The 25789-nt window shown below is 47.1% G+C and carries 17 protein-coding genes, 16 tRNA genes, 2 rRNA genes and 1 pseudogene; 8 read left to right on the plus strand and 28 right to left on the minus strand.

The features are described from left to right. Positions 1-26: 26 nt before the first annotated feature. From NST26_RS27745 to NST26_RS27755, 3 genes are all read right to left on the minus strand, one after another. Positions 27-2228 carry a hypothetical protein gene (locus tag NST26_RS27745; protein WP_340980334.1) on the minus strand — a complete coding sequence of 734 codons (2202 nt, stop codon included), beginning with the start codon at positions 2226-2228 and terminating at the stop codon, positions 27-29. 403 nt (positions 2229-2631) lie between these two features. Then, on the minus strand, positions 2632-3093 hold the full coding sequence (locus NST26_RS27750; RefSeq protein WP_340980335.1) for a hypothetical protein: 462 nt from the start codon (positions 3091-3093) through the stop codon (positions 2632-2634). A gap of 88 nt (positions 3094-3181) precedes the next feature. Beyond that, positions 3182-4018, minus strand: coding sequence for a hypothetical protein (locus tag NST26_RS27755; protein WP_339251213.1), 837 nt, complete (start codon positions 4016-4018; stop codon positions 3182-3184). Positions 4019-4474: 456 nt separating this feature from the next. Between NST26_RS27755 and NST26_RS27760 the strand changes: the two genes are divergently transcribed. From NST26_RS27760 to NST26_RS27775, 4 genes are all read left to right on the plus strand, one after another. Beyond that, positions 4475-5083: a hypothetical protein gene (locus tag NST26_RS27760; protein WP_339251215.1), complete on the plus strand. Its 609-nt coding sequence runs from the start codon at positions 4475-4477 to the stop codon at positions 5081-5083. Continuing rightward, positions 5076-5324: a hypothetical protein gene (locus NST26_RS27765; protein ID WP_340980337.1), complete on the plus strand. Its 249-nt coding sequence runs from the start codon at positions 5076-5078 to the stop codon at positions 5322-5324. Before NST26_RS27760 ends, NST26_RS27765 begins: the two co-directional genes overlap by 8 nt. 280 nt (positions 5325-5604) lie before the next feature. Beyond that, positions 5605-6525: an aldo/keto reductase gene (locus tag NST26_RS27770; protein WP_339251154.1), complete on the plus strand. Its 921-nt coding sequence runs from the start codon at positions 5605-5607 to the stop codon at positions 6523-6525. Positions 6526-6700: 175 nt separating this feature from the next. Then, a complete protein-coding gene (locus NST26_RS27775; RefSeq protein WP_036731063.1) occupies positions 6701-7681 on the plus strand; it encodes a serine hydrolase domain-containing protein in 981 nt (326 codons plus the stop codon). Between the two features lie 145 nt (positions 7682-7826). Here NST26_RS27775 and NST26_RS27780 read toward each other — a convergent pair whose 3' ends face one another. Then, a complete protein-coding gene (locus NST26_RS27780; protein WP_340980339.1) occupies positions 7827-8786 on the minus strand; it encodes a carotenoid biosynthesis protein in 960 nt (319 codons plus the stop codon). A 165-nt stretch (positions 8787-8951) separates the two neighbouring features. Here NST26_RS27780 and NST26_RS27785 point away from each other — a divergent pair, with 165 nt between their 5' ends. Then, complete coding sequence (locus tag NST26_RS27785) at positions 8952-9353, plus strand: TetR/AcrR family transcriptional regulator (protein ID WP_340980340.1); 402 nt, start codon at positions 8952-8954, stop codon at positions 9351-9353. Between the two features lie 429 nt (positions 9354-9782). Here NST26_RS27785 and NST26_RS27790 read toward each other — a convergent pair. Beyond that, positions 9783-9977 (minus strand): annotated as a pseudogene (locus NST26_RS27790) (thiamine pyrophosphate-binding protein); the annotation flags it as partial. Between the two features lie 237 nt (positions 9978-10214). Then, the gene (locus tag NST26_RS27795; protein WP_076085593.1) at positions 10215-10691 is read right to left on the minus strand and encodes a MarR family transcriptional regulator; all 477 of its coding nucleotides are present in this window, start codon (positions 10689-10691) and stop codon (positions 10215-10217) included. A gap of 235 nt (positions 10692-10926) precedes the next feature. Here NST26_RS27795 and NST26_RS27800 point away from each other — a divergent pair, with 235 nt between their 5' ends. Both NST26_RS27800 and NST26_RS27805 read left to right on the plus strand, forming a co-directional pair. Continuing rightward, positions 10927-11382: a RidA family protein gene (locus tag NST26_RS27800; protein ID WP_340980341.1), complete on the plus strand. Its 456-nt coding sequence runs from the start codon at positions 10927-10929 to the stop codon at positions 11380-11382. Between the two features lie 24 nt (positions 11383-11406). Next, positions 11407-12903, plus strand: coding sequence for a monooxygenase (locus NST26_RS27805; protein WP_340980342.1), 1497 nt, complete (start codon positions 11407-11409; stop codon positions 12901-12903). 195 nt (positions 12904-13098) lie between these two features. Here the strand turns inward: NST26_RS27805 and NST26_RS27810 are convergent. The 19 genes from NST26_RS27810 to NST26_RS27900 all read right to left on the minus strand — a co-directional run bounded on the left by NST26_RS27810 (position 13099) and on the right by NST26_RS27900 (position 20759). Then, positions 13099-13177 (minus strand) — tRNA-Leu (locus tag NST26_RS27810). A gap of 31 nt (positions 13178-13208) precedes the next feature. Further along, positions 13209-13282, minus strand: a tRNA-Cys gene (locus NST26_RS27815). An 8-nt stretch (positions 13283-13290) separates the two neighbouring features. After that, a tRNA-Gly gene (locus NST26_RS27820) sits at positions 13291-13365 on the minus strand. Between the two features lie 6 nt (positions 13366-13371). Then, positions 13372-13446: transfer RNA gene (locus NST26_RS27825), tRNA-Gln, on the minus strand. Between the two features lie 20 nt (positions 13447-13466). After that, positions 13467-13542, minus strand: a tRNA-His gene (locus NST26_RS27830). 48 nt (positions 13543-13590) lie between these two features. Beyond that, positions 13591-13666: transfer RNA gene (locus NST26_RS27835), tRNA-His, on the minus strand. Between the two features lie 27 nt (positions 13667-13693). Continuing rightward, a tRNA-Trp gene (locus NST26_RS27840) sits at positions 13694-13767 on the minus strand. 6 nt (positions 13768-13773) lie between these two features. Beyond that, positions 13774-13859: transfer RNA gene (locus tag NST26_RS27845), tRNA-Tyr, on the minus strand. Positions 13860-13865: 6 nt separating this feature from the next. Beyond that, positions 13866-13941 (minus strand) — tRNA-Thr (locus tag NST26_RS27850). 15 nt (positions 13942-13956) lie between these two features. Beyond that, positions 13957-14032 (minus strand) — tRNA-Phe (locus NST26_RS27855). A 21-nt stretch (positions 14033-14053) separates the two neighbouring features. Continuing rightward, positions 14054-14131 (minus strand) — tRNA-Asp (locus NST26_RS27860). A gap of 4 nt (positions 14132-14135) precedes the next feature. Next, positions 14136-14212, minus strand: a tRNA-Met gene (locus NST26_RS27865). Between the two features lie 32 nt (positions 14213-14244). After that, positions 14245-14320 (minus strand) — tRNA-Val (locus NST26_RS27870). Between the two features lie 20 nt (positions 14321-14340). After that, positions 14341-14415, minus strand: a tRNA-Glu gene (locus NST26_RS27875). 37 nt (positions 14416-14452) lie between these two features. Then, positions 14453-14542, minus strand: a tRNA-Ser gene (locus NST26_RS27880). Positions 14543-14545: 3 nt separating this feature from the next. Beyond that, a tRNA-Asn gene (locus NST26_RS27885) sits at positions 14546-14621 on the minus strand. Between the two features lie 62 nt (positions 14622-14683). After that, a 23S ribosomal RNA gene (locus NST26_RS27890) occupies positions 14684-17610 on the minus strand. A gap of 278 nt (positions 17611-17888) precedes the next feature. Then, positions 17889-19449, minus strand: a 16S ribosomal RNA gene (locus NST26_RS27895). Together the 16S and 23S rRNA genes with 16 tRNA genes alongside form the textbook arrangement of a ribosomal RNA operon. A gap of 434 nt (positions 19450-19883) precedes the next feature. Beyond that, a complete protein-coding gene (locus tag NST26_RS27900) occupies positions 19884-20759 on the minus strand; it encodes a nucleotidyltransferase-like protein (RefSeq protein ID WP_340980343.1) in 876 nt (291 codons plus the stop codon). A gap of 128 nt (positions 20760-20887) precedes the next feature. On the opposite strand from NST26_RS27900, the gene NST26_RS27905 reads away from it, so the two are divergent. After that, complete coding sequence (locus NST26_RS27905; RefSeq protein ID WP_036726202.1) at positions 20888-21253, plus strand: DUF2614 family zinc ribbon-containing protein; 366 nt, start codon at positions 20888-20890, stop codon at positions 21251-21253. A 105-nt stretch (positions 21254-21358) separates the two neighbouring features. On the opposite strand, the gene NST26_RS27910 is transcribed toward NST26_RS27905, so the two are convergent. From NST26_RS27910 to NST26_RS27920, 3 genes are all read right to left on the minus strand, one after another. Next, positions 21359-23080: a glycosyl hydrolase family 18 protein gene (locus NST26_RS27910; RefSeq protein ID WP_340980344.1), complete on the minus strand. Its 1722-nt coding sequence runs from the start codon at positions 23078-23080 to the stop codon at positions 21359-21361. A gap of 193 nt (positions 23081-23273) precedes the next feature. Further along, complete coding sequence (gene perR, locus NST26_RS27915) at positions 23274-23705, minus strand: peroxide-responsive transcriptional repressor PerR (RefSeq protein WP_209880018.1); 432 nt, start codon at positions 23703-23705, stop codon at positions 23274-23276. Positions 23706-23829: 124 nt separating this feature from the next. Continuing rightward, positions 23830-25758: a DUF4097 family beta strand repeat-containing protein gene (locus NST26_RS27920; RefSeq protein ID WP_340980346.1), complete on the minus strand. Its 1929-nt coding sequence runs from the start codon at positions 25756-25758 to the stop codon at positions 23830-23832. Positions 25759-25789: the final 31 nt, after the last annotated feature.

A 25789-nucleotide genomic window follows, 5' to 3' on the forward strand; every position in this document is an offset into this window, starting at 1 on the left:
CAGTTCTTCCTCAAATTTCTGGGCACTTATAGTCCCGCTGAGAAATCCCCGGATATCTTTGCTATTGTTTCAACCAGCATATCTCCGTCCAGCCTATTATCCCTAATGGCTAGATCCAATAGCTCCATTCGGTTATTCGCAGATTCGGTTTGACGGCCTAACTCTTTCATTTGACGTATAAGAAATGTCAGTTTACGCTCCAAGTGCTGCGCTTCTAAGTCTAGCCTAGGATCAACCGACTGTGCCCAAACTAGACTCCGCCGTGTCTGATTGATATCCCATTGCTTCTTATTCATCTGGCGGTTAATATTCATATGGACTTCAGAACCATATTCGCCGCTTCGTTCGATTTCTGCACGTCGCTGCTTAAGCTGTTCATACTCCTCGTGTTGTTTACCAAGCGTATCGTTCAAATTACCGACACGGAGAACGCCGCACTTACTATTCACGAGATCGAGACGTTTTTGGACAGCCATTATCTGATTATGCAAATCCTCCTTGGGAACCTTCTGGGCAGTATAGCCCTGCCCAACCTTCCCCATGCTTTCAATCCCCGATGTAAATAATCCTGCGTTAGCACGGATCACATTTAAAAAAGTGATAATCCTCAAGCTTACGGTTTGAAACTCCTTCTTAAGACGATCAAAAATCCCTTTTGTTGAAACCTCCCACATCGTCTTCAACTTTTGCTCCTGAAATTCAGGGGTAAGCATATTTTCTGCAAGTAACTGGTTTGATTGATTTGCCGTCCAGTCCTTGTCTTGCAGCTTCTCTACAAATCTTACTGCGCCACCCTGTGCCATAATACTCGGGATTCTATGGATCCTATCCATGTCCTCGAATAAAGCCGCAGTTATACCCGAGTCATTCCCTAATTTGCTTGTATAGGTGCCTCTAACAAAGCCATGGTCCTCTGGAGTTAATCTATCAATGACATCCGTAATCGCAAACAGCATATCAATTCCTGATTTTTGCTGCTTAATTGTCCTCCCATTCTCATCTTTCTCTTCATTCCAAGGATTGAGGGTCTTAAGTCCAGTCCGCTGAGAGATCACTTCAAAATTCTTGGCTGAAGGCTCGTCTAGTGGAATCGCCATATTTTTAAAGAACATCTCACCATGATCGCCTGTCCTGGCCAGGGCAGAAGTGTACATGGAAGACATTGCAATAGAATAAGCCATCGCCTTGTGCTTATCTTCATCATTGGATGATACAGGGGAAAAACTTGATGATTGTTTCAAAAAATCCATAATATCGCTTATTTTAGAATCAGTTAATATTGAACTAGTAGTTATCATATTAGCGGCATCTTCAACGCCTGCAGCGTTTAGCCCCCAATTGACGGCTAAAGCCGCAAGACTGCTTGCGGATTGGCGAATATCCATGTCTCCAACATTTTTCTGCTTGGCAGCCGAGGTAGCAATGCGCTGTGCTTCAAGAGGATCGGTTGATGCCGTTGCTGCATGCTGGTAGGCTGTAGCAGCGTCTTCCAGAGGTAGTCCATAAGCAAGGGCAATGTTTTGGACTGGACTATCTGGTGAATTATGAGTTCCCGCATCCTTATTCCTAAAATTTAAGGCCGCCCTTGCCATTGTATATTCAAACTCTTTATTGACCTCATACCCCATAGAGAGCAGTAAAGATGCACCACTGTCAAACGAATCTCCCAGGACATTTTTCATGGCGTTTAAAACAATAGACATTTGCTTTTGGCTTTGAACAGTCAACAACTTTATTGCAGTACTCATCTCAGCGTTCTGATACTTGGGCTTCTTCTGTTGATCAGCAGTATTTATCACGTGCTGGGAGTACCCGCCTGACTGAATGGCTGCGTCATTGTTACCAATACTCACCGGTACTGCTTGAAGCTCATTTAATGCTTTGACAAGCTCTGTAAACTGTTGCTCCAGCAAAGATCTGACCTTATTTGTAAGTTTTTGCTGAAGAGACTCCATCTTTTGTGCCAAAAGAACAGCCTCTGAAAAATCTGTTGTACTTTCAATATCGTTAATATTATTGCTGATACTCCTTATCTTTTGCACTATAGCCTGCAGTTTGCGTCCCACAATGTCAATTGCCCCAGTTCCCTCAGCCATGTCGTCAAAAGAAGCAATTAACACCTCCGCTTGCTCAGCAAATGAGGAAGTCTGGCTTGTAAGAGATCCCATTGTGAGCGAAATTTCCGCTTCTAGCAAATTACTTTGCTCCTGATTATGATCAGATGCCATAGTTCCACGTCTCCTCTCTTCAAATAAAAAAGCCCTTCCTACATAGAATAGGCCGGACTTCACTTTCACCCTCCTCCAAACATACGTGCAAGCTCCAAAACACCGTCTTCATCTATTTCACGGTAGTCTGCATCATCGTAACCTTCAGAATGTGTCTCCGCTCCGTTACCTCCGCCAAATATTGCACGTATAGGAGCGGTTGAAACCTCCACCTCAAAGCGAATATATTTATGCACTTGTTTCAGGAGTTCCTGAATCTGCGGGTAAGTGTATCTCCTGATTGCCCACTTATCGAGGTTGCAGTGCTTATGAAGATAGAAAAACACCTCGTTCCAAGTAACAGGCTCTCCTGTCTCGGCGTCGCGGACTTCTACCCCTGTCTGCTCTTCTCCCTCAACCCGTTCTACTTTTTTAATCCGTTAAGATCCATCATGATCTCTAGAATATGCTTAGCCATACGAAGATCCACATTACGGTCAATAAATGAATGATCCACAACTAGATTTCCATCTTTATTTCGGAAAGCAATTTCTGGATAGACTTGAAAAGCTAATCCCAAAATATCATGAAGTTTCTTTTCCTTGGCTTCCTGACCTGGAGCAAAATTGAGAATAATCTCTCCCACATTTACAGTTTTTAAATACTGCATGAACTCCCTAGTATCTCCAAAGGTCATTGGTGGAATTCGATACAACTTTCCATTGCGCAGCATAATCTCTTCATCTTCCTCAAACCACACACGCTCAGATATACGAACGTCCTTGTCTTTTGGCAACTCTTCTTCTGCGCTTTCAGCTTTAATTCGCTGCAGCGCTGCCTCATTCATCTCTTTTGAGTGCATTGCTTCCTGGACTGTCTTACTCATACACTCTCTCCTTTATACTTCTATTGAAATAACAAAGACCCGGGTGGGAGGACCCGGGCCCCTTTCTTGTTGCTAACTTCAAAGGTTGTTACACGCTGGAGGCAGCCGAATATCGTTTGATACTTCCTAGCTTACGGTCCGCACGTTCTGGATCAAGCACTTGCAGAGTAACCTGCGAAGTAGATGCAGTAGCCCGGGCAGCGTCAATGGAGAACGTCCCCTTTGCCCGACATTGATATAGTTCTGTTTCGATACCTTGGAATGTACCATCCTTTTGCAGAAAAGATCCATGATGAATGATGTGAACCGGGAATGGAACCTCATCTACCAGAATATCCACTACATCAATGGTTTCTGTGCGCTGGTAGCTCAGTACAATATCCTTATTGGTATGCGATGCATTTAGAATCACATAAGTTTTTCCTTCATCGGAAGTGATCATGAACTGTTTGTCTGTTGGTCCTACTGTTGAACTATAGGCTACTTTCTCAAGGAGCGAGTTGCTGTCCTTCAGCCTCACTGTGAAATTACCGTCGCCGTAAAGAGTGTTGCCAAATATAACTTCTGCTACAGCAACTTCAGGTCCGGTATTGTGGTCAAGTCCTCCTTTAATTAGCTCATGTTGTTCATTTAGCACCCAGAGAGAACCACTTACATCTTCTTTGACAGTTGAACCCATCATTAAGGATAGCTGAGCCAAGTCGAATTTTGCGTCTGTAGCTGTAATCTCAATCGATTTGGACTTTACAAGATTATCAATTGCAAATAGGCCATCCGAACCGAATACATCTTCCAGTTCTACATTAAGATCAATTTTAAGATTTTGAAGTGTACCTAGTGAAACCACCTCAACACCTTTACCATCAGATGCATATTTCTTTGCAAGAAATTGTCCTACTCCCTTAATAATCATCTTTTTAGCCATCGAGCACTCCACTCCTTTAATTGATGCATCAGGCTTATCCATATCATAATGATCTCAATAAACCTGAAGCTCTTATTTGTTCTTCCTGCATAGAGTAGGCAATCTGAATTAATTCCTAACACATCATTTTTGTCCAAAAGCAAGAACTGCAGCATTATATTGAAATGAAAAATTATAGGATATTTTTCCGTTTTACTAAACATAAAAAAAAACAGCACTATAACAGCACTGGGTTCATATCTAAACCTAAAGCAAAATGAACTATAAAATATAATCCACCTTTTTTCTAAACAATCTGAGAATAGTCGCGTATGTAACAATGAGGCAGTAAAAGCCTCATCCTCTGTTCACAGTCCTCCCAGGACTGTTTCATTATAAGCGGCCTCCCGGTCGCCTCATTAGGCGGGACCTCCTCCCGCCTTCTTTACTAAACAATTTTTATTAAGGAGTTACAGGATGGAATTGATTTTTAAAACAGCAGACGGACATGGACTAGGTGTTAATAACACTGTAATCTTGGATACATCTCCGTTCTTTGTTAACGCTTTAAATCACAGTCATATTATTGATGTTTATATCGAGTCCAATAGTTATCAGCTACAAAGCTCACAATCACAATATCTTAAGAATTTTTCTCAAGTCGCACGTAGCCTAAATTATGCACCCTACATATATGTGCGTAAATCGGATTGGGCTAATCCATTACGTCTTTGGCTCTTAGAAGAACTTGTACATTCGGTTATTCAGTTTAACCTTAAGCATAGTGATACCGACTTTGACGGGATTCTCCTTGACATCCAGCCCTGTGAACTTCCAGCAAGTAATGAGGATCTGTACTTTAAAAATTGCTTAATTCAGTATATTAATACCTTGGAGCAAGAGAAGATTAGGATTAATACCTATAACAAAAACTATAATAAGAATTTCAAACTCAAAATTGTGATGCCTCGACAACTCACTCGTTTTTTTGTGGAGGAAGCTGCCTTGATATATGAGCGCCTTACAAATTCTGTTGATCAAGTTATAGTAGTAGAGTATCTTCAAGGGAAGTGCAAAAATGAATAGACCATTAATGGGTGATTCTTCATATGCTGTGTATTACGCTCTAAAAGCAGGTTTGTCACATGGTACTGGCAACTTCGATCAAATTATTGCTGCTCTTAAGTGCAATAATATGGGAATAAAAATAATAGAAACTAACAATAATCTTCAAAATCTTATTTCATGTGGATTTGTAACAGAATACATTGGTAAAAATCCTCACAACGGGAAAGAAAACGATACGCTATATCGTATTGCTGAGTAAGCAAATATTATTCTCTACCTTGAGTCTCCTCCAAATGATGCAAAATAAGCGATCTTATTATCAACCTTCCGGGCAAAGCTCTGAAAAAACTTGATCTTCTCATCGATATGCTGTTTATGCTCCTGCAGTAGTCTGCGCTAGTCGGGCAAGGCTTCTCAGCCTTCCTGCGAGAGCACGATGGATTACTTAATATCCGCTATAGCCATTCCGGTATCCTTACTTACACCTAACTCTAAGATCTAAGCTTACACTATACCTTCATTTAAGGAGTGAATAATTAATGGTAAAAAGAATTAATGTGGCTAACGGTACACTTGAGGTGTCCGAGATTTCACTCGGCTGTATGCGGATCGCTGATTTGTCTCCCAAAGAGGCTGAAGTCCATATCCACAGCGCCCTTGAGGTCGGCATAGACTTTTTTGATCATGCGGATATTTATGCCGGCGGCAAAGCGGAGGAAGTATTCGGGGATGTACTGGCTGCAAATCCCGGCATGCGCGACCGGCTGATGATTCAGGCCAAATGCGGCATCCGCAATGGCTTCTTCGACTTCTCCAAGGAGCATATCGTGAGCTCAGTAGAGAACAGCTTGAAGCGGCTGCAGACCGATTATGTAGATGTCCTGCTCCTCCACCGCCCCGACACCCTGATGGAGCCCGAGGAAGTAGCCGAAGCCTTCGATGATCTGGAGCGCAGAGGGCTGGTCAAGCATTTCGGCGTCAGCAACCAGAACCCTCTACAGATTGAGCTGTTGAAAAAGAATGTCAAGCAGCCCCTCCTCTTCAACCAGCTTCAGCTCAGCATCATGGTTACCGGCATGATAGATTCCGGCTTCAATGTCAACATGACCAATGCGGGTTCCGTAGTCCACGATGGCGGAATCCTGGAATACAGCCGCCTGCACGATATGACCATCCAGCCCTGGTCGCCGTTCCAATACGGATTCTTCGAGGGCGTATTCCTGGGCAACGAGAAGTTCCCTAAGGTAAATGAAGTGATTAACCGTCTTGCCGCAGAAAAAGAGGTAACCGATACCGCCATCGCGACCGCCTGGCTGCTTCGCCATCCGGCCAAAATGCAGCCGATTGTCGGCACCACCAACACCGCGCGCCTGCTCGACATCGCCAAGGCCTCAAGCATCACCCTCAGCCGCGAGGAATGGTACGAGATTTACCGTGCAGCGGGAAATGTGCTGCCTTAAACCAGACCATCTGTATGAAAGACCTGCAAATCCTCTTTAGAAAGGGGTTTGCGGGTCTTTTTGTATTGCACCCATGACTTCAAGCAAGTTTTATAATAGGCTCTTGCAAAAAATTTTATATCATAATACGCTTTTCACAGACATCGATGTACTTATATTTAGAAGGAGAACAACTATGAATAACAGAATTCTAGATTTCGAGAATCTGATTAAAACAGAGTATGGCAATATTGCAGGTATTGTAGTACTGCTCGGCAGCGAAAAGGTATATGAAGGCTATTTTGACGGCTACACCGCTAACGATCCGATCCATATTGCATCGGTGACGAAGAGCGTTGTGTCTGCACTGATCGGCATTGCCATAGACAAAGGCTATATTAAAAGCATTGACCAGAAAGTATTGGAATTTTTTCCTGATTACACGGTCAAACGCGGTGAAAAAACGATACAGAATATCACAATTAAAAATATACTGACAATGACCGCACCGTATAAATACAAGTCGGAGCCATATACAAAGGTCTATACCAGCGAGGATTGGACCAAAGCTGCGCTGGACTTGTTGGGTGGCAAGGACGATCCTGGAGGATTCAAGTATTCCACAATCGGCCTACAGGTCCTGTCGGGAATCCTCACCAATGCAACCGGCCAATCTGTGCTTGATTTTGCCACAGAACATCTGTTTGAACCGTTGGGAATCAAAGTGCCCCCTAATGCGAATATACATTGTAAAGAAGAGTATTTGGCGTTCCTCAAAGATAAATTTGTTAATGGTTGGATCATAGATCCCAAAGGAACGAGCACCGCCGGTTGGGGACTTACCTTAACCCCCTTGGATATGGCAAAGATCGGTCAGCTATACCTAAATGAAGGTTTGTGGAACGGCAAGCGAATGCTATCCGCAAAATGGATCAAGGACAGTACCCAAGAAAACAGCCGATGGGGAGAGTTACCTTACGGGTATTTATGGTGGATTGTTAACAATGAGGGACAAGGTTGTTATGCGGCTTTGGGCGACGGCGGAAATGCGATTTACGTAAATCCCGACAAGAAAATTGTAGTTACGATTGCTTCCCGTTTCATGCCGCGTGCGAAGGACAGAATTCAATTGATTACAAAGTATATCCTACCGTTGTTTGAGCCGACAAAGGAGTAACCGACATCACCCTCAGCTGCGAGGAATGGTATGAGATTTACCGCGCAGCCGGGAATGTTCTGCCTTAAACGAAGAAGGCAAAAACACACCGCCAGCTTTAGACCAAAAGAGGTCTAAAGCTGGCGGTGTTTTCTGTTTTCTTTAACTACCTCCCGATCGGACTTGCTTTTTTACCCATCTTATAGATTCCGATCCAGGCTAACATTAATATGATCTGAGCCAGAACGACCAGCCACAAGACTTCCGTGAAACCTCCTATCAGGCAAAATATAGTATTAACCAGTGGGAACCCCAAGAAAGTAAACATGATCGGAAAATCTTTTTTGGGAGTGATTGAATAATTAACCTTCCGGTCCCAGAACTTTGTGAAAGCTAATGCTAAAACTCCGATTGTAATTACAGAAAGTGCAATCAACATCACCCATTGCATATTAGAGGTTCTTTCGAAGAACGGCCCCATATAATTAAAGAAGTTAGATAACGGTGAGAACATACAAGCCAATGACGCAAGGGCCGCCAGAAACGGATAGATGTAACCAACGGTTTTACTGTAGCCTTTCTTTTTATGCCACCATTCCCCTATCAGAATAAAGACTGTCCAATACCCTGCGATATAAATCCATCCTGTAAAATTCATCACGGGTTCCCCATAGATCTGAGGTTCCCCGGCCAGCGGATAATACGTCCATCTTGCAATGGTTCCATCCATGGTCTCAAAAATCTGTTTAACGGCCACCGGGTCGAGTGAAAAGTCAAACACCATAGCGCTCAATCCCGTAATAAAGGGTTTCGTCCAGGAAGGTATATTTACAGACTTCAGAACACGCAAAGTGGAATAAATAATCAGAAACTCAATAATAGGAACAGTAATCGGTATATTAAATAACATCAAAATACTCCGCCCGTAGGCGTAGAACCCTTCCCCAAGCGATGAAGCAGTAATTTCAAAAACGGCGGCGTAAAAAAACACAAAACCTATAAATTGCAGCAGAACCGTTTTGGGATGTGTTTCCTTATCAAGGATATAAAAAACCATAAGAACAGCAACAATTAAGACTATAATATCTTGAATAATCCATACAGGGACTACAGTTATATCTCCCATATTATTCCTCCATTTAATTTAATTTGAATCGAACGTTCAAATAAATTATAATATCACCATGTTAGTAAAACAACAGGCTGTTCGTTTAGCTTATGTTACTTATCATACAAATCATATTAGATTTGTTCATTTAACTATTTTATTATTTAAAATCAGGAGGATACGATGTCAGACAAAAAAACAGATCACAGAGTGAGATATACAAAAATGGTGATCAAAGAAAGCTTGTTGAAGCTGCTGACAGAACGGTCAATCAATAAAGTTACCGTGACCGACATTTGCAGTGAAGCAAATATTAATCGCAACACCTTTTATTCGCACTATGCTAATCAGTTTGAGCTGCTTTCAACGATCGAAAATGATCTTTACGAAGAAATTAAGCAACTTGGGATTAATTCTTCCAACCCTCAGAAGCTATCTTATGAATTATGTAAGTATATAAAAGCGAATAAAACAATATGTGAGGTTCTGTTCTCCGAGCATGGCGATAAAGAATTATTAGAAAGGATCCTTTATATCAGTCACGATTTAACGATTGAGCGATGGAAGCGAATTAAAATATTTTGATCCACAATTATTTGAGTCCTGGTATACGTTTACCGCTCATGGCAGTATAGCCATTATTAAAAAGTGGGTGAGCAGTGGCCTGAAGGAAAGCCCCAGTAAAGTTGCAGCTTTTATTGATAAAGCCACAGAGGCAGTATCCAAGGCTTTTTATTCCGAAAAATCATAAACCATTAAAAATGAAGCGGTCCCTCTTTTTTGCGGGCCGCTTCTGCTCTTTTGCCAACATTCATTTTCATTCTGACTGATCCGGTTGATCTTTTGCTGCTTGTATAAGTGCGGCCTCTTTCGCTGAAAGCTCATTTATCTATTAGGCTGGAAGGGCCATTCATGGCTGTAGACATCGGATATCTTTTCCAGCACTTGCTTATCATATTATGTGAATTTCAATTCACGACTGAGGTTGTCCGCCGCATGGACTGCGCCTTGTTAGTGCCGGGTCAAGATATGCTTGAAATCCGGCTGATGTACCATCGCATCATAAATATAGAGCACATTTCCGCCAGGATAACCGAGTACGCACTCTACGCCTTCCTGCAGCAAGCCGCGCAAAAGCACCTCCGAACCGGTGATATATTCCCCTGCTGGCATGGTTGTTTCATTCGTCATTCCTAACTGCTGTTCCATGGGGCAGCCTCCTTTGCAAAATAAAACCCCTTTCCTCCTGATCAAACTGACAGCGGTCAGCTCGTACAGGGACGGAAGGGGATTGTTTCGCGGTACCACCCAGGTTTACTGCAATCTCGCTTTCTGATAGTAGCATAGACTCGTTTTTTTCAAATCGAATGAATACTAAGCTGCTTTATGATTATTGAGCTCTTGTACCCGGTAAGTTAACCCCTTTATGCTCAGATGAGAGGTAAGTTAGCGATAGAAGTCAACCATATCTCCAAACAACTGTTTAATAAATTCAAGCTCGCTTTCGTTATATTTCCCCAAAAATTCGTACATTCTTTGCTTTTCCTTCGCATGAAGCTCATCATGAGCAGCAAATAGCTTTTTGCCGACAGACGTTAGCCGAAAATACACTTCCTTTTTGTTGTCGTTGAGCTGGGCTTTTCGAACCCAACCTGCCTTTAGTAATTTATTTGCGATCTTGGAGGTATTTCCTTTGCTTAAATTGATTCTCTCCGCGATGGAAGTGAGATTGATCGGCTCCTGCTCACCGATGCACGCAATGATGTGCAGTTCCGTCATATTCAAGCTGAATTCCGATTCAATATATTTCCGGATATCCTCCAGGTATGTGGCAGTTATTCGGGTTTCATATTGCTCTTTTTGCTCAAGAAACTGAACGAAAAATTCATGAATGGCGGTTTTATTCTTATTGGCAGTATCCATGATTATACTGGCTCCTCAACTTGTTTTTATTATTATATCATATATTGTTCTCTGTGAAACAAATGTTCATACACTTATTTATATTAGGGTTGACAGAACGAATAGCAACAAAGTAAACTGATATTGTTTCATATGAAACAAAAGAAGAATATAATTTTCATCACACTTGTTTTAACAGGCAGTAAAAAAGGTTCCAACGAAACAATAATTGATGAAGGAGGTTTACTGGAAATACTTGACCACTTTTCAAGAGAAGATTTATAAATATGGGAATGGAGCCTACCTGCCTATGGAAATTGTGAATCCGAAGATAGTGACGGACAAGGTTACATCTGTAATTTCTCATGTCGTGGTAACTACTGCCTCAAAACTGGCTTTCATCTCAGGTCAGGTTTCTGTAGATGAATCAGGAGCATTGATCGGTTCAGGGGACTATTACGCGCAAGCGATTCAAGTGTTCACCAATCTTAAGTATGCATTGGAAGCCGTGCAAGCGGATCCCTTGTGCATTGCAAAAATGAATATTTTTGTCGTTAACCACAGCCCGGATTTGATTTCGATTATTTTTGACGCCGGATTTCATGTGTTTGGCCCTAACTGGCCGAAGACAGCAAGTACCTATATAGGCGTTCAAGCACTAGCCGATCCTGAATGGCTTATCGAAATAGACGCTATCGTGATCTTCCCATAATGTATAAGAAAAGAGGCTATTGATATGAAATATGAAGTTATCCTGATCGGTGGCGGTCCTGTCGGCATGATGTTGGCTGGAGAATTGGCCTTAGCCGGTGTAAAGGTATGCGTCATTGAGCGACTAAAGGAGACAACCCCATATTCACGTGCGCTTACCGTACATCCACGCACGCTTGAAATATTAGATATGCGTGGAGTGAAATCACAATTAATCAAGCAAGGCCGCTTACTTTCGAGAGGACATTTCGCCGGATTAGATACTCCTTTGGATTTCTCGGTGTTGGATTCTTCTTCCAATCATACCCTCTTTTTACCGCAGAGTGAGACGGAGAAGGTCCTGGAGGACTGGACTGTTAGTCTTGGCGCGGAGGTCTTGAGAGAGGTTGAGGCTCTGTCTGTGCATCAGGATGAGAATGGGGTCAACGTTAAGATCGCGGGACCGCATGGAGAAACAACGTTAAGATCAGCTTATGTGGTAGGTACGGATGGAGCCAGAAGCTTGGTTCGCAAACACGCAAATATATCCTTTGAAGGTACAGATGCGACCTTCACGGCTATTCTGGGGGATGCCGTTCTATCTGATTTGGCTCCTATGAGTGTCATATCCCGAATTACAGAACAAGGATTGGTCAGCATCATTCCAATACATGATCATATCTATCGAGTCTTGATGATCGATATGGAGAGACGTAACGTCTCCAAGGATGAGAGCGTTACATTGGAAGAGTTTCGTTCATCGCTCATCCGTACGACCGGAAGCGACCTGGGATTGAACGATGTGAAATGGATGTCCCGATTTGGAAATGCTACACGGCAAGCGGGACGCTATCGGAATGGTCGATTGTTCTTGGCGGGAGATTCGGCGCACATTCATTTTCCCGCTGGTGGACAGGGAATGAACGTCGGCTTACAAGAAGCGATGAACCTAGGCTGGAAGCTTGCAGGAGCAATCAAAGGCTGGGCTCCAGACTGGCTATTAGACAGTTATCATGCCGAACGTTTTCCATGGAATACGGCCTTGCTCCGGAATACCGAGGTCCAAACCCTGCTTCTGGACGTGACGCCTCTCATCACGGAACTGCGAAGCATGCTGGCTAATCTGATTCAAATACCGGAGGCTAATTATCAAATCGCTGCACAAATTTCCGCCCTGGACGTACATTATGCACCCGACGCCGAAGCGCGTTCCCATCCTTTAAACGGGAAACGTTTCAAAGATCTAAGCTTAAAGCTGAAAGACGGGCAATTAATTAACTCCTATCCACTCCTGCACAAAGGTACTTTTCTTCTGTTGCATTTCCATTCTAATGAACAGAATAGCGGTCAATGGGAAACGTATAGCAACCTTCAAGTTGTACATGCCTCTTTAGCTGAGGCTGAGGCGGATTGGAACGACGTCCACACGGCGCTTATTCGGCCGGATGGACATATTGCCTGGGCGATTTCTCTATCCGATCCAAATCCAATTCAAACCATAAAAGAAGGAATCATTCGCTGGTGCGGAGACATTACCGTGTAGTAATTCGGGATAAACTAAAATCACGCAGTGTTGTCTTGCTAGGATCGAAGCCAAGGAACTCCGGTGGCGCTGGTTATCCTTGACCGGCCGGCGGAGCTGGCGACTGGAGGAACTTTTGCGGTAGGGAAATGATCCAGAAAAATAAGAACAGCCCATTAGATGAAAAATCTAATGGGCTGTTCTTACTAAAAATAATACCGGCGAGAGGACTCGAACCTCCACGGTTTCCCACTCGATTTTGAGTCGAGCGCGTCTGCCATTCCGCCACGCCGGCGTACACATATATAAATTCCAGAAAAAAATAATGGAGGTGCCACCCAGATTTGAACTGGGGATAAAGCTTTTGCAGAGCTTTGCCTTACCACTTGGCTATGGCACCACATGAAATGGAGCGGACGACGGGAATCGAACCCGCGACCCTCGCCTTGGCAAGGCGATGCTCTACCGCTGAGCCACGTCCGCATATAATGGCTGGGGATATAGGAATCGAACCTATGAATGACGGAGTCAAAGTCCGTTGCCTTACCGCTTGGCTAATCCCCAATATATTTTTTAAAAGAAAATGGGGCGACCGATGGGTCTCGAACCCACGAATGCCGGAACCACAATCCGGTGCGTTAACCCCTTCGCCACGGTCGCCATGTGAAGCTTTTAAGTTGTATTGCTATGTAATTCTTATAAAAGAAATGGGGCGACCGATGGGTCTCGAACCCACGAATGCCGGAACCACAATCCGGTGCGTTAACCCCTTCGCCACGGTCGCCATATGATTCTTTTATATGAAATTACTTGGCAGGGGCAGCAGGAATTGAACCCACACCAACGGTTTTGGAGACCGTTGTTCTACCTTTAAACTATGCCCCTAAAAAATGGTGGAGGCTGATGGATTCGAACCACCGAACACGTACGTGAGCAGATTTACAGTCTGATGCGTTTGGCCACTTCGCTAAGCCTCCACGGTATGGTGCCGGCGAGAGGACTTGAACCCCCAACCTACTGATTACAAGTCAGTTGCTCTACCAATTGAGCTACACCGGCATATTAAGTTGTGTATGGTGGCGCGGGAGGGAATCGAACCCCCGACACAAGGATTTTCAGTCCTTTGCTCTACCGACTGAGCTACCGAGCCATAAAAGTAATTTTGTAAAGATGGCGGAACCGACGGGATTCGAACCCGCGATCTCCTGCGTGACAGGCAGGCATGTTAGGCCAACTACACCACGGTTCCAAATTGGTTGCGGGGGCAGGATTTGAACCTGCGGCCTTCGGGTTATGAGCCCGACGAGCTACCGGGCTGCTCCACCCCGCGTCATTGAACAAAATCTATTCGGTTAAGATAGATGGTGGAGGCTGAGGGGTTCGAACCCCCGACCCTCTGCTTGTAAGGCAGATGCTCTCCCAGCTGAGCTAAGCCTCCATGTATCAGTTCCAAAAAAATGGTGACTCGTATGGGATTCGAACCCATGTTACCTCCGTGAAAGGGAGGTGTCTTAACCCCTTGACCAACGAGCCATGCTGTGTAAAAAGTATTCAATGAAAAGTAACGCTACGGAGAGAGAGGGATTCGAACCCTCGAGACGCTTGTGGCGCCTACACGATTTCCAATCGTGCTCCTTCGGCCAAACTCGGACACCTCTCCATATGGCTCCCCGAACAGGACTCGAACCTGTGACAACTCGATTAACAGTCGAGTGCTCTACCAACTGAGCTATCAGGGAATATACATATCAGGCTTGATCGCCTGAAAACTGAATCCGAAACGAATCTGCGTGTTAGAAATTTGGATAAGCCCTCGACCGATTAGTATTGGTCAGCTCCATGCATTGCTGCACTTCCACCTCCAACCTATCTACCTCGTCGTCTTCAAGGGGTCTTACATACTGGGAAATCTCATCTTGAGGGGGCTTCACGCTTAGATGCTTTCAGCGCTTATCCCGTCCGTACGTAGCTACTCAGCCATGCTCCTGGCGGAACAACTGATGCACCAGCGGTACGTCCATCCCGGTCCTCTCGTACTAAGGACAGCTCCTCTCAAATTTCCTGCGCCCACGACAGATAGGGACCGAACTGTCTCACGACGTTCTGAACCCAGCTCGCGTACCGCTTTAATGGGCGAACAGCCCAACCCTTGGGACCTACTTCAGCCCCAGGATGCGATGAGCCGACATCGAGGTGCCAAACCTCCCCGTCGATGTGGACTCTTGGGGGAGATAAGCCTGTTATCCCCAGGGTAGCTTTTATCCGTTGAGCGATGGCCCTTCCATGCGGTACCACCGGATCACTAAGTCCGACTTTCGTCCCTGCTCGACTTGTAGGTCTCGCAGTCAAGCTCCCTTATGCCTTTGCACTCTGCGAATGATTTCCAACCATTCTGAGGGAACCTTTGAACGCCTCCGTTACTCTTTAGGAGGCGACCGCCCCAGTCAAACTGCCCGCCTGACACGGTCCCCGTACCCGATGAGGGCACTAGGTTAGAACCTAGATACGATCAGGGTGGTATCCCAACGGCGCCTCCGCAGAAGCTTGCGCTCCTGCCTCACCGGCTCCCACCTATCCTGTACAGATCGTACCCAAATTCAATATCAAGCTGCAGTAAAGCTCCATGGGGTCTTTCCGTCTTGTCGCGGGTAACCTGCATCTTCACAGGTATTAAAATTTCACCGGATCTCTCGTTGAGACAGCGCCCAAGTCGTTACGCCATTCGTGCGGGTCAGAATTTACCTGACAAGGAATTTCGCTACCTTAGGACCGTTATAGTTACGGCCGCCGTTTACTGGGGCTTCGGTTCACAGCTTCGGGTTTAACCCCTAACCGCTCCCCTTAACCTTCCAGCACCGGGCAGGCGTCAGCCCGTATACTTCGCCTTGCGGCTTCGCACAGACCTGTGTTTTTGCTAAACAGTCGCTTGGGCCTTTTCACTGCGGCCCCCTCGGGCTATTCACCCTACCGAGGCACCCCTTCTCCCGAAGTTACGGGGTCATTTTGCCGAGTTCCTTAACGAGAGTTCTTCCGCGCGCCTTAGAATTCTCTTCTCGCCTACCTGTGTCGGTTTGCGGTACGGGCACCTTCTCCTGGCTAGAGGCTTTTCTTGGCAGTGTGAGATCATGACCTTCGCTACTATAATTTTCGCTCCCCATCACAGCCCAGCCTTACGATGTGCGGATTTGCCTGCACACCAGCCTCACTGCTTAGACGGACATCCATCAGTCCGCGTCACTACCCTCCTGCGTCACCCCATCGCTCATAGCGGATTACGGTGGTACAGTAATTTCAAACTGTTGTCCTTCGACTACGCCTGTCGGCCTCGCCTTAGGTCCCGACTTACCCTGAGCGGACGAGCCTTCCTCAGGAAACCTTGGGCTTTCGGCGGATCAGATTCTCACTGATCTTTTCGTTACTCATACCGGCATTCTCACTTGTATACTCTCCAGCGCTCCTTACGGTACACCTTCAACGTATATACAACGCTCCCCTACCCCAGATGCAAAGCATCTAGCCATAGCTTCGGTGGTGTGTTTAGCCCCGTTACATTTTCGGCGCAGAGTCACTCGACCAGTGAGCTATTACGCACTCTTTCAATGGTGGCTGCTTCTAAGCCAACATCCTGGTTGTCTGTGCAACTCCACATCCTTTCCCACTTAACACACACTTGGGGACCTTAGCTGATGGTCTGGGCTGTTTCCCTTTTGACAATGGATCTTAGCACTCACTGTCTGACTCCCGGCAAGAAGTAAATGGCATTCGGAGTTTGACTGAGCTTGGTAACCCTTGCGGGCCCCGCACCCAATCAGTGCTCTACCTCCACCACTCCATTCACCGAGGCTAGCCCTAAAGCTATTTCGGGGAGAACCAGCTATCTCCGAGTTCGATTGGAATTTCTCCGCTACCCCCACCTCATCCCCGCATTTTTCAACATGCGTGGGTTCGGGCCTCCAGTGCGTGTTACCGCACCTTCACCCTGGACAGGGGTAGATCACACGGTTTCGGGTCTACGTCCACATACTGAGTCGCCCTATTCAGACTCGCTTTCGCTGCGGCTCCGGCTTCTCACCTTAACCTTGCATGTTAAACGTAACTCGCCGGTTCATTCTACAAAAGGCACGCCATCACCCATAGATCGGGCTCTGACTTTTTGTAAGCACACGGTTTCAGGTTCTATTTCACTCCCCTTCCGGGGTGCTTTTCACCTTTCCCTCACGGTACTGTTTCACTATCGGTCGCCAGGTAGTATTTAGCCTTAGCAGATGGTCCTGCTGGATTCATACGGGGTTTCACGTGCCCCGCACTACTCGGGATCCGTCTCGGAGAGAACACAGTTTAGGCTACAGGGCTTTTACCTCTATCGCGGGCCTTTCCAGACCTCTTCACCTACCCTATTCCTTTGTAACTCCATGTGAGACGTCCCACAACCCCAAGAGGCAAGCCCCTTGGTTTAGGCTGTTCCGCGTTCGCTCGCCGCTACTGACGGAATCACTATTGTTTTCTCTTCCTCAGGGTACTTAGATGTTTCAGTTCCCCTGGTCTGCCTCTGCGTATCCTATGTATTCAGATACGAGTAACTGCGAATTACCACAGCTGGGTTTCCCCATTCGGACACCCCCGGATCAAAGCTTGCTTACAGCTCCCCGAGGCAGTTTCGTTGTTCGCCACGTCCTTCGTCGGCTCCTGGCGCCTAGGCATCCTCCGTGTGCTCTTAGTAGCTTAACCAATGCGTTTTCCCTAAGGAAAATCGCTAGTATCGCCATTAATATGAAACTTGTTTACACAAGTTCAGCTTAAAGGAATGTTCTAAAACGCAAATTCGTTTCGGTATCCAGTTTTCAAGGATCAAGTTGCTGTTATTATGAAACAATCACAACTGTGATGTTCGGAATAACAGACAATTGAGAGCTTAAACTCTCAAAACTGACCAACGAGTGAGTCACTAGCCGACCGGCTAGATTTAAGATTTGAATGTCTTCATTGCAGAAGACGATTCTCCATAGAAAGGAGGTGATCCAGCCGCACCTTCCGATACGGCTACCTTGTTACGACTTCACCCCAATCATCTACCCCACCTTCGGCGGCTGGCTCCCTTGCGGGTTACCCCACCGACTTCGGGTGTTGTAAACTCTCGTGGTGTGACGGGCGGTGTGTACAAGACCCGGGAACGTATTCACCGCGGCATGCTGATCCGCGATTACTAGCAATTCCGACTTCATGCAGGCGAGTTGCAGCCTGCAATCCGAACTGAGACCGGCTTTGCTGGGATTGGCTCCACCTCGCGGCTTCGCTTCCCGTTGTACCGGCCATTGTAGTACGTGTGTAGCCCAGGTCATAAGGGGCATGATGATTTGACGTCATCCCCACCTTCCTCCGGTTTGTCACCGGCAGTCACTCTAGAGTGCCCAGCTTCACCTGCTGGCAACTAAAGTCAAGGGTTGCGCTCGTTGCGGGACTTAACCCAACATCTCACGACACGAGCTGACGACAACCATGCACCACCTGTCTCAACTTTCCCCGAAGGGCACCTGATGCATCTCTGCTTCGTTAGTTGGATGTCAAGACCTGGTAAGGTTCTTCGCGTTGCTTCGAATTAAACCACATACTCCACTGCTTGTGCGGGTCCCCGTCAATTCCTTTGAGTTTCAGTCTTGCGACCGTACTCCCCAGGCGGAGTGCTTACTGTGTTAACTTCGGCACCAAGGGTATCGAAACCCCTAACACCTAGCACTCATCGTTTACGGCGTGGACTACCAGGGTATCTAATCCTGTTTGCTCCCCACGCTTTCGCGCCTCAGCGTCAGTTACAGCCCAGAAAGTCGCCTTCGCCACTGGTGTTCCTCCACATATCTACGCATTTCACCGCTACACGTGGAATTCCACTTTCCTCTTCTGTACTCAAGTCACCCAGTTTCCAGTGCGACCTCAGGTTGAGCCCAAGGTTTAAACACCAGACTTAAATAACCGCCTGCGCGCGCTTTACGCCCAATAATTCCGGACAACGCTTGCCCCCTACGTATTACCGCGGCTGCTGGCACGTAGTTAGCCGGGGCTTTCTTCTCAGGTACCGTCACTCCGGTAGCAGTTACTCTACCGGACGTTCTTCCCTGGCAACAGAGCTTTACGATCCGAAAACCTTCATCACTCACGCGGCATTGCTCCGTCAGGCTTGCGCCCATTGCGGAAGATTCCCTACTGCTGCCTCCCGTAGGAGTCTGGGCCGTGTCTCAGTCCCAGTGTGGCCGTTCACCCTCTCAGGTCGGCTACGCATCGTCGCCTTGGTGGGCCGTTACCCCACCAACTAGCTAATGCGCCGCAGGCCCATCCCCAAGCAGCAGATTGCTCCGCCTTTCATTCTTCTCTCAGGAGAAAAAAGAAATTATCCGGTATTAGCTACCGTTTCCGGTAGTTATCCCAGGCTTGAGGGCAGGTTGCCTACGTGTTACTCACCCGTCCGCCGCTAAGTCTGAAAGGAAGCAAGCTTCCTCTCAAACTCCGCTCGACTTGCATGTATTAGGCATGCCGCCAGCGTTCGTCCTGAGCCAGGATCAAACTCTCCAAATTGGTATTTAGAAAGAGCGATTGCTCATTTTGAAACATCTGACGAGAATTTACATTCTCATTTTTGGATCTCACCGAAGTGATCTCCAGATACTCACTCGTTGTTCAGTTTTCAAAGATCAAGTTCATCTTCCGTCGCCGTTTTTTATCTCAGCAGCGACCTTTATAATATATCACAGCGCCCTCGTTTTAGTCAACCTTTTTTTTAATTTCTTTTTTCGGCTGATTTACGACTGCATTGCTGCGCATCGTTATGTCAGAGGGACGAGTTATAATTTATCATAAGAACTGCACCCTAGTCAACCCTAAATATTCTATTCCCTTTCAGCTCTTCTGCAAACCTGGACAAATAAAAAAAGAGAGTATATTCACCCTCTCCATTCTCCCGCTAATGCTATCTATATAGAGCTGTTACCGCCAGTAGGCGATTTGTTAACTTAAAGGGTATAACGAATGGCATGACCATCCCCGGCATCCACTGCCCACGAGGCGATCTCCCGAATTAATGAACGGGATACCAGCTTGCGGAGCACAAGCGGCAACTCTGCCTGGAGCGGGCTGAGCCCCGAATGCTGCAGAAGCTCCTTAATGCTCCACGCCTCCTTACGGCTGCCCAGGATATGAAGCAGCATGATACAGCAATCCTCCATTTTTGACATGAGGGCAAATTCACAGGCAAGCAGGATCAGTTCGATTCTCTGGTCCAGTGTCTCTGTGCTGATAGTCAATTCTTCATATAGCTTATGGACCGGGGAGTTCAGGCTTTTCACCTGTCCCCATACTGCCGGTTCGGGGAAATATCCCGCTTCACTCACTTCAATGCGCGCCCAATGATACAAGGCAATGAGTACGCAATTATAGGCATCCATGGTACAGCCTGCTTCAATATAACGCTTGGACTTAATATACATATGTAAAAAACGGGAGAATTCCATGAACAGCACCCGTTCTTTGAGCGGGCCCTCAAACTGGGTGAGCTGCTTACGCATCTCCGCCAAGATCCCCTTCGGGTCCCAGAGTACCTCTCCGGATATCAGGCTGGTAAGAAGCTCGTTGTTATCTCCGGCCATAACAGCACGTTCCAATGCAGATAGACCTACATGCACCGATTGTGTCCGCTTATCACCAGCAATGCTATGGGTTATGATGCGTTCCGTCTCCTGTTCCTCATGCAGCAGAAGGACCACCATATCAAAATCGTGCAGCAGTGCACTTTGAAACGTGGCGTCTCCTCTTTGCCGCCAAGCAACGGCTCCAAGAACATTCTCTTCAAAAGTCTCCCCGCTTAATAGGGTCAAATTGGACAGTTCCATGCTTCCCTCCATCAAATTTGGCGATTTTGCGTCCGTCAGTTATAATCTCTATACATAAGCTTATTCTACATATTCATGCCAGTTCCTCCTGAACAACCGAACTATATTTCAGTTAGGAGATCGTACTCATGAAATTTAAATCGGCTAAAATCAATGCTTTTCGCACCTGGGGACTGCTTCTGACCATGCTTGGCATGGGTCTCATGATCATGGGAACCGCAGGTATTGTATTCTGGGGCTCTGCCGGCAAAGTCGTTGCTGCTGTCGGTCTTGTCATTGGACTCGTCTCCATGATGGCCAGTCTGGCTATTTATTTCTGGGCGGGCATGCTCTCAACCAGTGCGGTTCAGGTGGAATGTCCGGAGTGCCATAAGCTGACCAAAATGCTGGGCAAAACCGACCGCTGCATGTTCTGCCACACCATCCTTACCATGGACCCTGCACAAGCTACCATTACTGCCGAAGAGCTTGAACTCCAGCAGCTTAAACATTGATCGTGTTCATGCAGCGTTAACTGCAATTATTAGTTATTATGCAGCATTCAGATTTTCTTGCAAAAAAGGTGGTGTCCTGTAGAGGACATCACCTTTTTTATATGATTATTTTATAATTCCCTTCAATGCTTCCCATGCCTCCGGACTGGCAAAGCTACGGTTCCAGGCTGCCACACCGCCCAGCTTCAAGGACTGGGCCAGTTCTACCCGGGCTGTGAGCGAGGTGCTGTCCTCGATCCAGATTTTGCGGAGAACATCATCTTCCTTATACTCCACGTAGTTCTGTCCGGCTTCCTTATCGAATACGGGTGTCAGCTTCTTCTCAGCGATGATCTCCTTGACTGCATTCATGCTGACGGCCTTGGAGCTTACCTTGGTCTTCCCCTTCTCGGTGGCTTCCGTCCAGATCCGCGTATAGAGTGGCACTCCCAGAATTAACTTCTCTGCCGGCACCTTATCCTCCTCGATAATCCGGTTCATAGAGGTCTTAACCCACGGTAAAGAGGCTACTGATCCTGCAACCGGACTGGCTGCCCAGTGCTCGTCGTAGGCCATTACAATCAGGAAGTCGGACACGGCGGCAAGCGCCGGACGGTCGAGAAACAGGGACCACATCTCGCTCTTGGACTTCGGCGTAACATCAATAGAAACAATCAGATTACGGCTCTGGGCCATCGGCTTCAGTTCCCGCATGAACTGCGTTACGTTCGGTCCATCCTTGGTGTACACATTCTCGAAGTCGATATTAATCCCGTCTAAGTTATACAGGTCTGCATACTTAAGCATCTGGACAATGGCATTCATCCGATTGTCATACGTGGATAAGGCTTCAGTGGTCAAATCGGGTTCAAAGCTGTTGCTCAGCAGCCCCCATACCTCCATCCCCTGATTATGCGCCCAATCTACATAAGAGCGGTCCGCCTGGCTGCGCACATTCCCCTTCACATCAATAATGCTGAACCAGGTGGGGCTAACCACATTAATTCCAGGCAAGGCTGCGAATTTGGCGGGATTCGGCTTGCGTTCGTACACAGCTTCCCAGAACATGTTAACCGGCTTATCCTTCCAGCTGCGCTGCGCACGTGTAGGTGTTTCGGGCTTTTTCTCTACAGTTCGGGTACCGTCTTCGGTAATATCATCCGCCTGAGCGTAACCCGAATAACCATTATCAAGCTGAGCGAATACCCAGTCCTTGGTGTCCGTGTTCCAGATCCGTACGACATCCCCGGGGTTCATATCAGCAAAAATCGGTGCATGCACCGAGGGTTCACTGCGCAGGGCTTTCGTTTTCCCGCCTTCTTTACCCTTCACCTTGCCAAGCGGCACCGATTCACCTGCAGTCATTAGCAGCACTGCACCGGTATTCGTATCCTCTTCGATCTCGAAGCCGTACAGATTCTCCAGTGTGTCTGCCGGAAGATAGGTCACTTTATCTTTAACCTCGGGAGCAAGGCGAAGCTGCAGAGGTTCATTGTTCAGAGCTGCGGCCGTGGATTCCTCCTGCATGTATAGCAGGCTGCTGTCCGTTGAGAGGATGACTGATTTGCTCTCTTGTTCATACCGGATAGAAGGATCTACATATTCCTGCAAAAAAGGCAGCGGTAAAAGCAGTCCGTCCCCCGTACCCGATGCTGAATAGCCGGTAAGCTGTCCCTTCACAAAAATCGGCTTGTCCAGCCCCTTCCAGTCCGGGTCCAGATGCTGGCGGTTCGGCAGTACATAATAAACAACCCAAAAGGCTGCGGCGGCTATGATGACAAGTCCCAATAAGCGGCGAGTAAGACTTCCACGCTTTGTGACGCGTCTTTGTCTCTGTCTTCTGTCCAAAATAGGTCCTCCAAACCATTCATTGAATTTTAAAAGCAGGCAACACTTCTGTTAAGTATACGCCATGCAGGCGAGCTTGGTTGCGCGAATCTCTTGGAAGGTTTGTATTTTTGTAACAGCTTGATACTCTCTTTATACAAAAAAGCGTGCAGAATCCGCATTCGGACTCTACACGTTATAGGTATTATTCCATTCAGTGCTGCTTCTCTCCGCAGCCTTTGCACACACCGTACAGCTCCATACGCAATCCATGAATCTTGAAGCCTGTGGCCCGTTCGGCCTGCTGCTCTACCTCATGAAGAGTAGAATAGCTGAAATCCTCAATCTTGCCGCATTCCTGGCAGATAACATGATAATGATCAGATACATTGGCGTCGAAACGGCTGGAATTATCACCGTAGGTCAGCTCACGGACCATACCTGCTTCCATGAACATCTTAAGATTGTTATACACAGTTGCCACACTCATGCTCGGAAACTGAGGCTCAAGTGCCCGGTAGATATCGTCTGCCGTAGGATGATTCATAGCTTCCATCAGATACGTTAGAATCGCATGACGCTGAGGCGTAATACGGACACCGGTTGTCTTGAGTTGCTCCAATGCATGCTGTACGCCACTACCCATCCATGCCACCGCCTTTGATTATACACTTAATAATAATTCTAATGTAATTGTATGACTCTGCTTTCAACGTTGTCAATGAAGTCATTACATTATATTCATTATTATATAATAAAAATTCCTTATTTCAATATTTGCTCACATTTAAATTGCTGTTTCCGTCTACACGCAGCTTGAATTCACCGGTTCCAATCTGGCCGGAAAGCACTTTTTTGTCAATCACGAGCCCTGGCAGGTCTGTTACGATATCTCCATATCCGCTGGAGCCCTCCACCGTATAATTACCTGTTAGCGGCAGGAACAGTTCAATATCCCCCACTGCACTGTAAACATCCCAGTCTCCCCCGAAATCCCCGGAGCGGATGCTGATCCGGCCGTTCAGGGATTCGGCATGCAGCTTGGATCTTGCTCCGGATATCTCCACATTGCCATTCTTCGTGGACAGATCCAGCACATCCCCGCTGTCATATGCCGTGATGTTGCCGACCGCCGTTGACAGCTTCAGGGCGCCTCTAACGTCCCAAGCCCCCATATCGCCTCCGCTTGTCCCCAGTTCCACATTGCCCAGGACATCTCTGGCGCGCACCGCGCCGTTTAAGGTTTTACCTTTTACATTGCCGTAAATGCGGTGCAGAATCAACTCCCCGTTCCCGGTCTCCAGCGAGATGTCGGCAATGGCTTCCACATTCTGCAGGGTAATTCCGCCATTCATCGTACGGACGTTCAGGTCGAACCGCCGGTCTTCCGGCAGGGAGATATCCAGGTTGATCCGCGGCTGGCGTTTGCCGGATTCACCGTACGCCTTACTCTGGGGTGTGATTTTGATTGTCGTACCTTCCGTCACCTCGACAAAGGACTGGTCCGCTATGGCTTCCGCCTGCACCCCGTCCAGCTGGTCCACCCATACGGTTGCCGTAATCTCGATATCCTCCACAGCAGCCCGGTGAATGAGAATGTCTCCATTAATAGCGTCAATATTGACCTTGGAGGTGTTCAGTTCGACCGGAACCATCAGCGGAGCCTTCTGATAAGAGCTTCCTTCCGCTTCCCCGTAATCAACTGCCGCCACGGTCAGGTTAAGACTCACCTTGTTCCACAAATGCAGATAGTGCTCCTGCTCGGTTACGATAAACACACATGCAGCCAGTATTACCGCAGAGAACAATCCCCGCAGATCCATCCGCGCTCTTCCGGCAGTACCGTTCTGCTTCAGCCGGCGGAAAAGAATATAGATCAGCAGATACTCTACTCCCCATAATACCGGAATGATAGGCCACCATTTGAGCAGCAGCATCATATAATCTGTTCCATCGCGCCAATCCAGGAGAAGCAGAATTCCGACAGCAGCCAGCGTTACTGAGGCCGTATATCTGCCGATCCGCCGCTTCTTCCGCTCCTTGTCCTGACGCGCTATGGAGTCCCTGGCCATCTCTCTGATTCCCATAAGCAGGCCAAGGCCTATCAGCACCACTGCAACAGCAGCACCGGCAGAGGTCTCAATGAATACGCGAAGCCAGGGCGGCTTTTGCTGGAAAAGAAAGAGCATCGCCCCGCCGATAAGCAGCAGGAGGCCAAAGGAAATCCCCGGCTCGCTGATCCTTACCCGGCGTCTTGAGGTTGTTGTACCGGACTGGATGGTCTCCAGCTCTTCAAGATCATGCTCATCAGGAAACCGCAGAATCCGGTCTGCGTTCTGAAGCGCGTCAAACACATTATAGAAATATAACACCGGAATCAGCAGCCCCAGTAAAATCAGCAGCGGTACATTAATTTGCATCCCGATAGATGAGAAATACAGCAGTGCCACAATATCCAGCACAATAAGGAAAATGACAGAAACCCCTTTGCGGAGCAGCCCGAGATAGAGATGTCCCGTGCCGGGAAGCACTGCAGCAAGCAGGCCGGCTATAAATTTACGTTTACGCGGACGGCGTTTGGGACGGGGAGGGATGTAGGGATGGTTCAATTCTACGTCAGCTTCAGACAGCGGCAAGCCTGCCTCATTCTCTTCTTCCCGCACGGAAAGCTCCTCATGATTCTGATGGCCGGAACTCATTCTCGGTACTCCTCCTTTCTAAATTGGGATG

This window comes from Paenibacillus sp. FSL R7-0128, assembly GCF_038002245.1.
Classification (GTDB): domain Bacteria; phylum Bacillota; class Bacilli; order Paenibacillales; family Paenibacillaceae; genus Paenibacillus_AQ; species Paenibacillus_AQ silagei.